Raw genomic sequence first — 12957 nt, 5'->3', positions numbered from 1 at the left:
TGCCTCGTCCGGCGCGTCCGCGCTGGACGCTCTGGTCGCCGCGAGGCGGGGGACCACCCGATTAGGGTGACGGGCCATGAGCACCCGTGACCGCAGCGCAGCCCCCGCCTCCTTCGCCGTCTCCGTGACGGACTTCCCCGACGCCGAACTGGAGGTGGAGGAGTTCGACCCGGCCCAGATCGTCTCCGGCACGCCCGTCGTCACGGGCAAGGTGCTGTGGGAGGCCGAGGACGGCTCGCAGATCCGGGGAATCTGGCAGATCACCCCCGGAGTGGTCACGGACACCGAGGCCGACGAACTGTTCGTGGTGGTCGCCGGTCGCGCGACCATCGCGGTCGAGGGCGGCGACACGTTGGAGGTGGGCCCCGGCTCCGCCTGCGTGCTCAGGGAGGGCGACAAGACCACCTGGACCGTCCACGAGACGCTGCGCAAGGCCTACCACATCAGCTGCTAGGTCCCGTCGTCGAAGTGGCGCCGCGGGACAGGCGAGACTTCGACGACAGGGCCTTAGGCGGAACCGGACCCCGCCCACGAGGCGGCCGGACCCGCGGCCGGCTACACGACCGCGTCCGCCTTCGCGGGGACCGGGTGCCGGCGTGCCGTGAAGAGGGCCAGGGCCGCCATCGGCAGCAGCAGCGCGGCGCCGATCGCGTTGAGCCACCCGTATCCCGCCCGGGCCATGACCAGGCCGGCCGCGGCCCCGCCCAGACCGGCGGCCGCGTTCATCGTGAGGTCGCTCAGCCCCTGCACGGCGGCCCGCGCGGCCTGCGGTACCGAATCGGTCAGCAGGGCCGAGCCCGAGACCATCCCCGCGGACCAGCCGAGACCGAGGAGGAACAGGCCGAGGGCGGACTGCGCGTGGCTCGGGCCGGCGGTGCCGGCGAGCAGCGCGGCGACCGACAGCAGGCCGGCCGCGAGACCGATCACGGACAGCCGGCCGATCCGGTCGGCGAGCCATCCCATGACGGGGGAGAAGGCGAACATGCCGGCGATGTGACCGCTGATCACCAGCCCGACGAGCTTCAGGTCGGCGCCGTGGTGACCGAGGTCCACCGGGGTCATGACCATGATCGAGACCATGGTGGTGTGCGACACCGCGACGGTCAGCAGGGCGAGCCGGGCACGCGGCGACTCCCGGACGGCCGTGAAACCGGCGCGCAGCGAGCGCCCGGCCCGGGTCTGCTCCCCGGGCGCGGCCAGCGCCCGGGCCGTCAGCAGCGGATCGGGTCGCAGCAGGACGGCGATCAGGGTGCCGGTGAGGACGAAGACGGCGCCGGCCCACACGAAGGGGCCCGCCGTCTCGGGTATGGAGGTGCCGGCGAAGCTGTGACTGGCCGGTGCGGAGAGGTTCGGGCCGAGCACCGCGCCGATGGTGGACGCCCACACGACCACGGAGATCGCCCGCGCGCGGCGGTCGGGCGCCGCGAGGTCGGCGGCGGCGAACCGGGCCTGGAGGTTGGCGGAGGACGCGGCGCCGAAAGCGGCCATGCCCACGAGCAGGAGCGGGAAGTTCCGGATCGTGGCGGCCAGTACGACCAGGGCCGCGCCGGCGGCTCCGATCGCGTAGGCCAGGACCAGACCGGGACGGCGCCCGCGCGCGGTCATCAGGGCGGCGAGCGGCAGCGAGAGCAGCGCGGTGCCGATCACGGAGGCGGTGGACGCGAAGCCCGACATGGCCTCGGTGCCGCTGACCTCGGTGGCGAGGACCGGCGCCAGCGCGATGCTGATGGGCACGCCCAGCCCGCCCAGCATCTGAGCGGCGATCAGCACGGCGGAGGTACGCCGCTGCAACCGGGGGAGATCCGTCGCCGCGAACGGGGGCGCGGTGCGTTCGGTTCCGGGGGAGGCGGTCACTGCGGACACCCCCTCGACGGCCGCGGCAGGGGTGCTGGGGGCGGGGAGCCGGGTGCGGCGGCGGGAGTGTTCACCGCGGCAGTGTGCCACCCCGTACCGCGAGGTGGAACCGGGTATCCGGGCCCTCGGGACGATGCGCGGTCGCGCGCCCCGCGTACACCCGCTCCGGTCCTGCGCGCCCATGGTGCCGCGCCGGGCCCGCGCGTCAGAACAGCGGTTGTGGAAGCACGCCCTCCAGCGCGAGCAGCAGGCGCTTGGTCTCCACCCCGCCGCCGAACCCGCCGATCCCGCCGTCGTTCTCCACCACCCGGTGGCAGGCCACCACCAGCGGCAGGGGGTTCGAGCCCATGGCGTTGCCCACGGCCTGGGCCGCGCCCGGCTGCCCGACCCGCGCGGCGAGTTCCCCGTACCCGACGACCGACCCGTAGGGCACCGAGCGGTCCAGCTCCAGGAGCACCTGACGGTTGAACCCGGAACTCAGCCGCCAGTCGAGCGGCAGCTCGAAGCGGCGCAGCGAACCGGCGAAGTAGGCGTTCAGCTGGCGTACGGGCTCGGCGAGCAGGACCTCCTCGCCCGGCGCGGGCCGCCAGGCGTCGGCACCGAGCCGGGACACCAACGAGCCGATCATCCTCTCGACGCGGTCCGGTCCGGCATGGAACTCGACGCGGACCAGCCCCTCGGGGGTCGCCGCCAGGAGCAGGGGGCCGATGTCGCCGGTGACGACCGTCCATTCGAGGTGCGGCCCGCGGGGCCGCTCGGAGCTGTCCACCCGTCCACGGTACGGCGCCCCGCGGACAACGAGGACGGTTTCGCCGCGGCCGGGCTCAGTACCAGCCCACCGCCCTGCGCACGACGTCGGGCGTGTTGGTGATGATCCCGTCCACACCCATCTCCTGGACCTTCCGCGCCGTGGCCGCGTTGTCCACGGTCCAGGTGTCCACCTCCATGGCCTTGCCGTGGGGGCCGCGCAGGGCGTGCACCGCCGCCACCCAGTCCGCCGAGAGGGTGGTGTGCCAGGGGTTGATCCGGTCGGTGAAGGCGGCGTAGCGCGGCAGCTCTGCCACGGTGGGCGTGCCCAGGAAGGCCGTCACGAGGTCGGGCCGCAGATCGTGCACGATCCGGATGGAGTCGGCGCTGAAGCTCTGCACCACCAGCCGCCGCTCCACGCGGTTCCTGTCGAGCCAGCCGGTGGCGTCCAGCAGGTTCAGGGTCTCCCGCTCGATCCCGGGGTAGATCTCCGGCCTCTTGATCTCCAGCAGCAGCTTCTGCTGGTTGCGCCGCACCCGGGCGAGGTACTCCCGCAGGGTCGGCACCGTGGCGCCCGCGTACTGCTTGTCCTTGCCGAACCAGCTCCCCGCGTCCAGCAGGGCGATCTCGTCCGCGGTGAAGTCCTTGACCAGCCAGGGCTTGCGGTCGGGGAACACCTGCTCGACGTCGGTCGTGCGGGCCAGGTTGTCGTCGTGGATCACGACCAGGACGCCGTCCTTCGTGCGCTGGACGTCGTTCTCGACCCAGTCGATGCCCATCCGCATCGCGAGGTCGATCGAGGCCAGCGTGTTCTCCGGGGCGTACGCCGAGGCCCCCCGGTGGGCGTAGACCACCGGAGGGGAGGACGCGGCCGAGCCGGACCCCGAGGCGGGACCGGACGCGGTGGCCGAGGTGGCCGTGCCCAGCACGGTGAGGGTGAGGCCCAGGACTGCGGCGGCCACGGCTGCCGGTCGGACGACGTTCATGTGCGTTCTCCTCGGGTCGTGAGCCCTGCTCCCTGCCTCAAACGGGCGCGGAGCGGCAGACGTTGCGGCGATGCACTTCACGGGGTTTCGCGATCATCATGGGGTTGAAGATCACCGGGCCGCCACCGAACTACGACAAACGGACCAGAATGGAGCAGACCCGCCGGACGCGCCGGACCCCCGGAAGCCCGTGCCGGGCGTGAGTGTCAGTGGGGGGTCGTACGGTTGAGGCATGCGGCCCGTATCGAAGATCGAACGCACGGTGGCGCCTTTCGAGGTCGTCAGCCCCTACCAGCCCAGCGGCGACCAGCCGGCGGCCATCGCCGAGCTGGAGAAGCGCATCCGTGCAGGTGAGAAGGACGTCGTACTGCTGGGTGCGACCGGCACCGGCAAATCGGCGACCACTGCCTGGATGATCGAGAAGCTTCAGCGGCCGACGCTGGTGATGGCGCCGAACAAAACGCTCGCCGCCCAGCTGGCGAACGAGTTCCGCGAGCTCCTGCCGAACAACGCCGTCGAGTACTTCGTCTCGTACTACGACTACTACCAGCCCGAGGCCTACGTACCGCAGTCGGACACCTACATCGAGAAGGACTCCTCGATCAACGAGGAGGTGGAGCGGCTGCGCCACTCCGCGACCAACTCGCTGCTGACCCGGCGAGACGTCATCGTCGTCGCCTCCGTGTCCTGCATCTACGGCCTCGGCACCCCGCAGGAGTACGTGGACCGGATGGTCTCGCTGAAGGTCGGCGAGGAGTTCGACCGGGACCAGCTACTGCGCCGCTTCGTCGACATCCAGTACACGCGCAACGACGTGGCCTTCACCCGCGGCACCTTCCGGGTCCGCGGCGACACCATCGAGATCTTCCCGGTCTACGAGGAACTGGCCGTCCGCATCGAGATGTTCGGCGACGAGATCGAGGCGCTGTCCACGCTCCACCCGCTGACCGGCGAGGTCATCAGCGAGGACCGCGAGCTGTACGTCTTCCCCGCGAGCCACTACGTCGCCGGCCCCGAGCGCATGGAGAAGGCCGTCGCGGGCATCGAGGCCGAGCTGACCGATCGGCTGGCCGAGCTGGAGAAGCAGGGCAAGATGCTGGAGGCCCAGCGGCTGCGCATGCGCACCACCTACGACCTGGAGATGATGCGCCAGATCGGGTCCTGCTCCGGCATCGAGAACTACTCGCTGCACATGGACGACCGCGAGCGCGGCTCCGCCCCGAACACCCTCATCGACTACTTCCCCGAGGACTTCCTGCTCGTCATCGACGAGTCGCACGTCACGGTGCCGCAGATCGGCGCGATGTACGAGGGCGACGCCTCCCGCAAGCGAACCCTGGTCGACCACGGCTTCCGGCTGCCGTCCGCCCTGGACAACCGGCCGCTGAAGTGGGAGGAGTTCCAGGGGCGGATCGGCCAGACGGTCTACCTGTCCGCCACCCCCGGCAAGTACGAGCTCTCCCGCGGCGACGGTTTCGTCGAGCAGATCATCCGCCCCACCGGCCTCATCGACCCCGAGGTCGTCGTCAAGCCCACCGAGGGTCAGATCGACGACCTGGTGCACGAGATCCGGCAGCGGGTCGAGAAGGACGAACGCGTCCTGGTCACGACCCTCACCAAGAAGATGTCCGAGGACCTCACGGACTACTTCCTGGAGCTCGGCATCCAGGTCCGCTACCTGCACAGCGACGTGGACACCCTGCGCCGCATCGAGCTGCTGCGCGAGCTGCGCGCCGGCGAGTACGACGTCCTGGTCGGCATCAACCTGCTGCGCGAGGGCCTCGACCTTCCCGAGGTCTCGCTGGTGGCCATCCTCGACGCGGACAAGGAGGGGTTCCTGCGCTCCGGGACCTCCCTGATCCAGACCATCGGCCGCGCGGCGCGCAACGTCTCCGGCCAGGTCCACATGTACGCGGACAAGATGACGCCGGCCATGGAGAAGGCCATCGACGAGACGAACCGGCGCCGCGAGAAGCAGATCGCCTACAACACGGCGAACGGGATCGACCCGCAGCCGCTCCGCAAGAAGATCAACGACATCGTCGCCACGATCGCCCGCGAGGAGCTGGACACCGAGGAACTGCTCGGGACCGGCTACCGGCAGGCGAAGGAGGGCAAGGGCGCCAAGGCCCCGGTGCCCGCGCTGGGCGGCAAGGCGGACCGGGGCAAGGCGGCCGGAAAGGGAGCGAAGGGGGCCAAGGCCGCCGGCACCCCCACGGACCGTCCCGCCGCCGAACTGGCCGCGCTGATCGAGCAGATGACCGAACGGATGCGCGGTGCGGCGGCTGAGCTCCAGTTCGAGGTCGCGGCCCGGATCCGCGACGAGGTGGGCGAGCTGAAGAAGGAGCTTCGACAGATGAGGGAAGCGGGCCTCGCCTGACGTGGGGGCTGTCAGTAGGGTTGGGCGACAGCCGCAGGCACACGCTGCGACCCGCCGACAACGGGGCGGGCCATGGAGAGGGGACATCACGTGACGGTCAACATGACCAAGGGTCAGGCCATCAGTCTGCAGAAGGCGGACGGAGGCACGCTGACCGCGGTCCGGATGGGGCTCGGCTGGCAGGCGGCGAAGCGTCGGGGGCTGTTCGGGTCGCGGACCCGGGAGATCGACCTCGACGCGTCGGCGGTGCTGTTCGCCGACAAGCAGCCGGTGGACGTCGTGTTCTTCCGGCACCTGCAGAGCGACGACGGCTCGGTCCGCCACACCGGTGACAACCTCGTCGGCGGCGTCGGCCAGGGCGGGGACGACGAGGCGATCCTCGTCGACCTCCAGCGCGTGCCGGTGCACATCGACCAGATCGTCTTCACGGTGAACTCCTTCACCGGGCAGACGTTCCAGGAGGTGCAGAACGCCTTCTGCCGCATCGTCGACGAGACCAACGGCCAGGAACTGGCCCGTTACACCCTCGACGGCGGCGGCGCGTACACCGCGCAGATCATGGCGAAGGTGTCCCGCGTGGGCGCCGGCTGGCAGATGACGGCCCTCGGAAACCCGGCCAACGGCCGGACCTTCCAGGACCTCATGCCGTCGATCCTGCCGCACCTGTAAGCAGCACCGGTACAAGAGCAAAAGAGAAGAAGGCACGGGGGAGGGCTGCACGATGACGGCCGAACTGGTCCGGGGGCAGAACCACCCCCTGTCCGAGAGCAGGGTGGAGATCAGGGTCTCGGCGGGCACGCCGGTACTGGCCCTGGTCTCGACCGGTGACGACGAGGGCCGGTTGGCCGGACCCGCGTCACTGGCCCACCCCGGCGCCCGGGCCCTGCCCGGCCTGGAGGTGCCGGACACGGTCGCCGGCGGGCACCGCTTCACCGTCGACCTCGACGCCGTCGGCGAGGCCGTCCACCGGCTCCGGGTGCTGCTCGTGCTGCCGCCCGGCGGCCCGGCGCGCTTCGGCGCGGTGCCGGCCTCGCACGTCGCCGTCGCCGAACCGCAGGGCGCCGAACTCGCCGGGTACACCCTGACCGGTCTGGAGTCCGAGACCGCCGTGGTGGCCCTGGAGCTGTACCGGCGCCAGGGCGCCTGGAAGGTCCGGGCCGTGGGCCAGGGGTACGCCGGTGGGCTGAGCGCCCTGCTGGTCGACGCCGGACTGCCCGCACCGGCCGCCGCCGAGCTGGCCGCCACCGCCACGGGACTCGTGGCCTCGGGCGACATCACCCTTGCGGTCATGCCGACCGGTCCCGCCCCCACCGTCCCCCGCGGCCTGCGCGCCCCACAGGACGCGCCGCCCGCAACCGGGGCGCCACACGCCCCCGAGCCGCCCGACCCGATCCCGGTCTCCGACGTGCCCCTCGCGGGCACCGGTTCGGCCGGCGACACCGCGGGCGGCCCGCCGACCATCAGCTACGCCCACCCGCGCCGCCGCCGGACCAGCACCGAGGCGCCCGAACCGGCGCCGCGGGCCGCCGAACCGGACGAACCGGGTCGACCCCCGCGCCCCGTCGCCGGCGACGCCAGTGGCTGGTCCATGGACGAGCGGCTCTACAACCAGGTCTGGGGCATGTTCGAGGACATGGCCCGCACGGTCGCCGCCTACCGCAGCGCCGTCGAGTTCGCCGACTCCCGCATGGACCGGGAGCTCGACGAGGCGCTCTCCGACCCCCGCCACCGCCTCGGCGGCTCCGGCGACGGCGCCCGCGCCACCGCCCGGGCGCGACGCGAGGAGCTCGTGGCCCAGGCCCGCGCCGTGCTCGACCGGGACCTGGCGCAGCTGGTCGCCGAGTCCGAAGTGGTCGAACCCGCGCTGCCGGCCGCGTACGCCCGTTGGGACAACCCCGTCTGGCACGCCCCCGGCACCCCTCAGGAGAACCCGCTCGCGCTGCGCCTGGGCGACCTGTCGCTGCCCGAGCGACCCGAGCTGAGCATCCCGATGCTCATGCGGGTGCCGCTGGAGCGCGGCCTGTGGATCGACAACGGCCGCACCGGCTCCGAGGCCGCCATGGCCATGGACACCGACCGGCTGCGCCGGGCCGCCATGGACATGGCCGTCGCGCACGCCGTCCGGCTGCTCGCCGTCCATCCCGGCGACAAGTACTCCGTGCACGTCATCGACGCCGCCGGGGCGGGCGCCGCCTCGCTGGTCCCGCTCGTGCGCGCGGGAGTGTTGGCCGCGCCGCCCGCCTCCGGTGCCACCGGGGTCACCCAGACCCTCGCGGGGCTGACCCGGCGGGTGGACCTCGTGCAGATGGCGCTGCGGGCCGGCGCCCCCGAGGACTTGCCGCCGGACGTGGACACGGCCGAGCAGTTGCTGATCGTCCACGACTTCCCGCACGGTTTCGACGACCGGTCCGTCACCCAATTGCGCTACCTCGCCGACGAGGGGCCGGGGGTCGGCGTACACCTGCTCATGGTCGCCGACCGTGACGAGGCCTCCGCCTACGGGCCGCTGCTCGACCCCCTGTGGCGCTCGCTGATGCGCCTGTCGCCGGTCCCCGACAACCACCTGGCCGATCCCTGGGTCCAGCACGCCTGGACCTTCACCCCGGACCTGCCCCCGCAGGGCAGTCAGGTCCTGGACCAGGCGCTGAGCCGTATTTCGGAGGTCCGGCGCGGCACTCGTCCCTGATCCGGGCAGGCAGGTCACGGACCGTTTCATGGCGCGTGTGTGACCTGTCACTGACCCTTTCTTGGGACTCCCTTTACCTTTCCCCTGTTCGGCGGGTACTGTGGTGCACGCGGAGGGGAGTATTCCTGCTACCTGCTACGGCGTACCCGTCAATACGGACCGCGATCGGTCCCGGGGCGCCGGCCCGAGGCCTCCAGGCCGGCCGGGTGGAAGAGACCTCCGGCAGCGATGACGCTGACGAAGTGCTGAGCCATCCCGCCGGAGGCGTGTAGACAGTGGACGTTTCATTCAACATCTGGCTGCTGACCATTCTTGGTCTGAGCATCCTGATCGGCGCCGATTTCTTCATCGGCCGCAAGCCCCATGACGTATCCATGAAGGAAGCGGGCATCTGGACGGTCGTCTGGATCGCCCTCGCCGGCCTCTTCGGCCTCGGCCTGCTGTTCTTCGGCAACGGCCAGGCGTCCCAGGAGTTCTTCGCCGGCTTCATCACCGAGAAGTCGCTGAGCGTCGACAACCTCTTCGTCTTCGTCCTGATCATGGCGAAGTTCGCGGTGCCCTCCCAGCTCCAGCAGCGCGTTCTGCTGATCGGCGTACTGATCGCCCTGGTGCTCCGCGCGATCTTCATCGCCGCCGGAGCCGCGATCATCACCAACTTCTCCTGGGTCTTCTACATCTTCGGCGCGTTCCTGATCTACACCGCCTGGAAGCTCATCCAGGAGGCCCGCGGGAACGAGGAGGAAGAGGAGTTCGAGGAGAACCGTCTCCTCAAGACCGTGGAGAGGAAGTTCGGCGTCGCCGACCGCTACCACGGCACGAAGCTCTTCATCCGGAACAACGGCAAGCGCATCATGACCCCGCTGATGGTCGTCATGCTCGCCATCGGCACCACCGACGTGCTGTTCGCCCTGGACTCGATCCCCGCGATCTTCGGCCTCACCCAGGACCCGTACATCGTCTTCACCGCCAACGCCTTCGCCCTGATGGGTCTGCGCCAGCTGTACTTCCTCATCGGCGGCCTGCTCAAGAAGCTGGTCCACCTCAGCTACGGCCTCTCCGTGATCCTCGGCTTCATCGGCATCAAGCTGGTGCTGCACGCCCTGCACGAGTCCGGAGTGCACGTCCCGCAGATCTCCATCCCGGTCTCCCTGGGCGTCATCTGCGGCGTGCTGGTGATCACCACCATCACCAGTCTGATCGCCTCGAAGAAGCAGGCGGCGGCCGAGGCCGCCGCCGACTCCAAGACCATCGACGCCTAGTCGGGTCGAGGGTCCGTCGACTCACACGGGGGCGGCCGCTTCGGCCGCCCCCGTTCGCGTGCCCCCGGCCGCCTTGGCGGCCCGCTCGTCGAGCACCGTCGGGTTCGTCTCCGGCAGCAGCGCGAAGCAGCCCAGGCTGACCAGGGCGATCACGGTCAGGTACACGGCGACCCCCCAGGGCGGGCCCGAACCGTCCGCCAGCGCGGTCGCCACGATCGGGGTCAGCGCCCCGCCCAGCACCCCGCCCAGGTTGTACCCGACGGCCGCCCCCGTGCAGCGGATCCGCGGGGCGTACAGCTCGGGCAGGTACGCGCCCACCACGGCGAACATCGTCACCATGCCCAGCAGCGCCACGACGCAGCCCAGGGTCATCAACAGCGGATCCGCCGTGCGCAGCAGCGCGACGAAGGGGAACATCCACACCGCGCAGAGCGCGCAACCGGCCAGGCACAACGGGCGGCGCCCCCAGCGGTCGCCGCACAGCGCCACCACCGGGGTCGCCAGGCCCTTCAGCGCGACCGCCGCCATCACACAGCCCAGCATGACCGTGCGGTCCACCCGCAGGTGCTCGGTGGCGTACGCCAGGGACCAGGTGGTGACCGCGTAGAAGACGGCGTAACCGATCGCCAGCGCCCCGCCGGTCAGCAGGAGCAGCCGCCAGTGACCCCGCACCACCTCGCCGAGCGGGCTCCGCGCCCGACGGCCGGTCTCGGCGAGCGCGCGGAACTGCGGGGTCTCCTCGACCGAGTGCCGCAACCACAGCCCGGCCAGCGCCGGCACCGCGGCGGCCCAGAACGGGACCCGCCAGCCCCAGGAGGTGAACTGCGCGTCGGTCAGGGTCGCGGACAGGGTCAGCATCAGGCCGTTGGCCAGCAGGAAGCCCACGGCCGGGCCGGACTGCGGGAAGCTCGCCCACAGCCCGCGCCGGTGCTCGGGCGCGTGCTCGGCCGTCAGCAGCACGGCGCCGCCCCACTCGCCGCCGAGCCCGAGCCCCTGGAGGAACCGCAACAGGAGCAGCAGGAGCGGAGCGGCGATGCCGATGGACCCGTACGAGGGCACGCAGCCGACGAGCACCGTGGCGAGGCCGGTCAGCAGCAGGGAACCCAGCAGGACGGGACGGCGGCCGTACCGGTCGCCGATGTGGCCGAAGACGGCCGAACCGAGGGGGCGGGCCAGGAAGCCGATGCCGAAGGTGCCGAAGGCGGCGAGGGTACCGGCGAGCGGCGAGAGGGACGGGAAGAACAGCGGACCGAGCACCAGGGCGGCGGCCGTGCCGTAGACGAAGAAGTCGTAGAACTCGATGGCGGTGCCGGCGAGGGAGGCCGAGGCGAGCCGCAGCATCGAGGGAGGTGCCGGGGAGGGGGCGGAGCGGGGGTCTTGTCGCATGGTGCGGGAACTACCCCGCCCCACACCCTCGGGACGTGCGTTCGGCCGTCATCGACCGGAAGGAGTGCACCCCTTCACGGTGTTGACGGTGCTCCGACCGGCCCTTGACCGGTGCTCGGCCGGCCGGCGAACCACCACCGCCGGCCGGCCGACATCCGCCGCGGGCCGGCGGTGACCGCTACCAGCCGCGCTCGCGCCATTCGGCCAGGTGGGGCCGCTCGGTGCCGATCGTGGTGTCGTTGCCGTGCCCCGGGTAGACCCAGGCCTCGTCCGGGAGCTGCTCGAAGAGCTTGTGCTCGACGTCGTCGATCAGCTGCGCGAAGGCCTTCGCGTCGCCCGAGGTGTTGCCGACGCCGCCCGGGAAGAGGCAGTCGCCGGTGAACACGTGCGGGTGCCCGTGGGGGTCGTCGTAGACCAGCGCGATCGAGCCGGGGGTGTGACCGACCAGGTGCCGCGCGGTCAGCTCGACGCGACCCACCCGGATCGTGTCCCCGTCCCGCACCGGCACGTCCGTGGCCACCGGGATGCCCTCGGCGTCGAAGGCGCCCGCGTACGTGCGCGCGCCGGTGGCCTCGACCACCTCCTGGAGCGCGCCCCAGTGGTCGCCGTGCCGGTGGGTGGTGACCACGGACGCGATTCCGCCGTCGCCGATCAGCTGCAGGATCGTCTCCGGCTCGGCGGCCGCGTCGATCAGCAGCTGCTCGTCGGTCGCCCGGCAGCGCAGCACGTAGGCGTTGTTGTTCATCGGGCCCACCGCGACCTTGGAAATCATCAGGTCCGAGAGTTCATGCACGTCGGCCGGACCGCCGACCTTCACCGCTCCGCTGTACGTCATGTGTCGATCCTAGAGCGGCGGGAGGGCGGGCAGGGAGCCGCCGTCCACGGTCAGGTGCGCGCCGAGGTCGCCGCGCCCGGCCAGCCAGCCCAGCAGTTCGGCGCCGGTGCCGGACACGGTGACCGGGGCGCCCTCGCCGCCGGCGACGTGCCAGGTGCGGTCGGGACCGCCGGACCCGAGGACGAGGGTCACCGGCGGGACCTCCCGACGGCCGGACCAGCGTTCGGCCAGGAAGTCGATCTCGCGGGCGGTGAACTCCTCCGGGAGGTCGGCGAGCCCGTACCCGATGCCGAGGTCGACGTGGTGCAGCTCGACCTCCACGAGACGGCGGAAGGGGATCCGGGCGGCGGAGTCGGTGACGCCGTTGCGCAGCTCCACGGTCCGGGACCAGTCCTGGGGGAGTTCGGTCGCCGCCTGGTACCGGTCCGCGGAATGCCGCAGGTCCTCCAACTGTTCCACCAGGGGCCGGCCGGAGTCGCGCTCGATGTCCGCGTCGCGCGCGGTGCCGCTCGCGTACATCGGGCGTCCCTCCACGACGTTCACGAGGGCGTCCGCGTTGCGTGCCAGGTGGGCCAGGACGTGGCCGCGGGTCCACCCGGGGAGGAGTGACTCCTCGGCCAGGGCGGCGTTGTCCAGTTTCGCGGTCGCGGTCAGCAACCGATCGGTGGCCTCACGCAGGGATCGCAGGTCGTGCACATGATCAGTCATGGTTCCGAGCCTAGTGCGGGCAAGGCCTCCGCCACACGATCGGGTGAACAGGTCTTGCGCGTGCCGTAAATCGAATGTGCGTGCTATACGCTCGGAAGTCCACTCATCAAGCCCAT

11 protein-coding genes are annotated in these 12957 nt (G+C 71.4%); 5 read left to right on the top strand and 6 right to left on the bottom strand.

Features of this window, described 5'->3' with window-relative positions; genetic code table 11:
* Positions 1–76 precede the first annotated feature (76 nt).
* Positions 77–454 carry a cupin domain-containing protein gene (locus tag ACQEVM_RS26090; RefSeq protein WP_433082925.1) on the top strand — a complete coding sequence of 126 codons (378 nt, stop codon included), beginning with the start codon at positions 77–79 and terminating at the stop codon, positions 452–454.
* A 101-nt stretch (positions 455–555) separates the two neighbouring features.
* Here the strand turns inward: ACQEVM_RS26090 and ACQEVM_RS26085 are convergent, their stop codons facing one another.
* The 3 genes from ACQEVM_RS26085 to ACQEVM_RS26075 form a co-directional block, all read right to left on the bottom strand.
* The gene (locus ACQEVM_RS26085) at positions 556–1863 is read right to left on the bottom strand and encodes an MFS transporter (protein ID WP_433082923.1); all 1308 of its coding nucleotides are present in this window, start codon (positions 1861–1863) and stop codon (positions 556–558) included.
* 196 nt (positions 1864–2059) lie between these two features.
* Complete coding sequence (locus ACQEVM_RS26080) at positions 2060–2623, bottom strand: methylated-DNA--[protein]-cysteine S-methyltransferase (RefSeq protein ID WP_053681562.1); 564 nt, start codon at positions 2621–2623, stop codon at positions 2060–2062.
* A 55-nt stretch (positions 2624–2678) separates the two neighbouring features.
* Positions 2679–3587 (bottom strand): glycerophosphodiester phosphodiesterase, encoded by a 909-nt coding sequence (locus ACQEVM_RS26075; RefSeq protein ID WP_433082921.1) that lies wholly within the window; start codon positions 3585–3587, stop codon positions 2679–2681.
* Positions 3588–3819: 232 nt separating this feature from the next.
* On the opposite strand from ACQEVM_RS26075, the gene uvrB reads away from it, so the two are divergent.
* The 4 genes from uvrB to ACQEVM_RS26055 all read left to right on the top strand — a co-directional run bounded on the left by uvrB (position 3820) and on the right by ACQEVM_RS26055 (position 9912).
* On the top strand, positions 3820–5967 hold the full coding sequence (gene uvrB / locus ACQEVM_RS26070) for an excinuclease ABC subunit UvrB (RefSeq protein ID WP_433082919.1): 2148 nt from the start codon (positions 3820–3822) through the stop codon (positions 5965–5967).
* 90 nt (positions 5968–6057) lie between these two features.
* Positions 6058–6636, top strand: a complete 579-nt coding sequence (locus ACQEVM_RS26065; RefSeq protein WP_053681568.1) for a TerD family protein — start codon at positions 6058–6060, stop codon at positions 6634–6636.
* A gap of 52 nt (positions 6637–6688) precedes the next feature.
* Positions 6689–8653 (top strand): TerD family protein, encoded by a 1965-nt coding sequence (locus ACQEVM_RS26060; RefSeq protein ID WP_433082917.1) that lies wholly within the window; start codon positions 6689–6691, stop codon positions 8651–8653.
* Positions 8654–8928: 275 nt separating this feature from the next.
* Positions 8929–9912 (top strand): TerC/Alx family metal homeostasis membrane protein, encoded by a 984-nt coding sequence (locus ACQEVM_RS26055; protein ID WP_433082915.1) that lies wholly within the window; start codon positions 8929–8931, stop codon positions 9910–9912.
* 21 nt (positions 9913–9933) lie between these two features.
* Here the strand turns inward: ACQEVM_RS26055 and ACQEVM_RS26050 are convergent, their stop codons facing one another.
* The 3 genes from ACQEVM_RS26050 to ACQEVM_RS26040 form a co-directional block, all read right to left on the bottom strand.
* Positions 9934–11253 carry an MFS transporter gene (locus tag ACQEVM_RS26050; protein ID WP_433085377.1) on the bottom strand — a complete coding sequence of 440 codons (1320 nt, stop codon included), beginning with the start codon at positions 11251–11253 and terminating at the stop codon, positions 9934–9936.
* 223 nt (positions 11254–11476) lie between these two features.
* Entirely contained in the window at positions 11477–12133 is a 657-nt protein-coding gene (locus tag ACQEVM_RS26045; protein ID WP_433082913.1) for an MBL fold metallo-hydrolase, read from the bottom strand.
* Positions 12134–12142: 9 nt separating this feature from the next.
* Positions 12143–12841 carry a maleylpyruvate isomerase family mycothiol-dependent enzyme gene (locus tag ACQEVM_RS26040; protein ID WP_433082911.1) on the bottom strand — a complete coding sequence of 233 codons (699 nt, stop codon included), beginning with the start codon at positions 12839–12841 and terminating at the stop codon, positions 12143–12145.
* Positions 12842–12957: the final 116 nt, after the last annotated feature.

It is taken from the genome of Streptomyces sp. CA-243310, from assembly GCF_050936775.1.
Lineage (GTDB): Bacteria > Actinomycetota > Actinomycetes > Streptomycetales > Streptomycetaceae > Streptomyces.
Note: the sequence above shows the minus strand (reverse complement) of the source record. Positions and strands in the feature narration are given on the sequence as shown.

Bases quoted from the DNA above. Each gene is read 5' to 3' on its own strand.
- uvrB (WP_433082919.1), top strand. From the start codon at position 3,820: ATGCGGCCCGTATCGAAGATCGAACGCACGGTGGCGCCTTTCGAGGTC.
- ACQEVM_RS26060 (WP_433082917.1), top strand. From the start codon at position 6,689: ATGACGGCCGAACTGGTCCGGGGGCAGAACCACCCCCTGTCCGAGAGC.
- ACQEVM_RS26045 (WP_433082913.1), bottom strand. From the start codon at position 12,133: ATGACGTACAGCGGAGCGGTGAAGGTCGGCGGTCCGGCCGACGTGCAT.
- ACQEVM_RS26075 (WP_433082921.1), bottom strand. From the start codon at position 3,587: ATGAACGTCGTCCGACCGGCAGCCGTGGCCGCCGCAGTCCTGGGCCTC.
- ACQEVM_RS26040 (WP_433082911.1), bottom strand. From the start codon at position 12,841: ATGACTGATCATGTGCACGACCTGCGATCCCTGCGTGAGGCCACCGAT.
- ACQEVM_RS26090 (WP_433082925.1), top strand. From the start codon at position 77: ATGAGCACCCGTGACCGCAGCGCAGCCCCCGCCTCCTTCGCCGTCTCC.
- ACQEVM_RS26050 (WP_433085377.1), bottom strand. From the start codon at position 11,253: ATGCTGCGGCTCGCCTCGGCCTCCCTCGCCGGCACCGCCATCGAGTTC.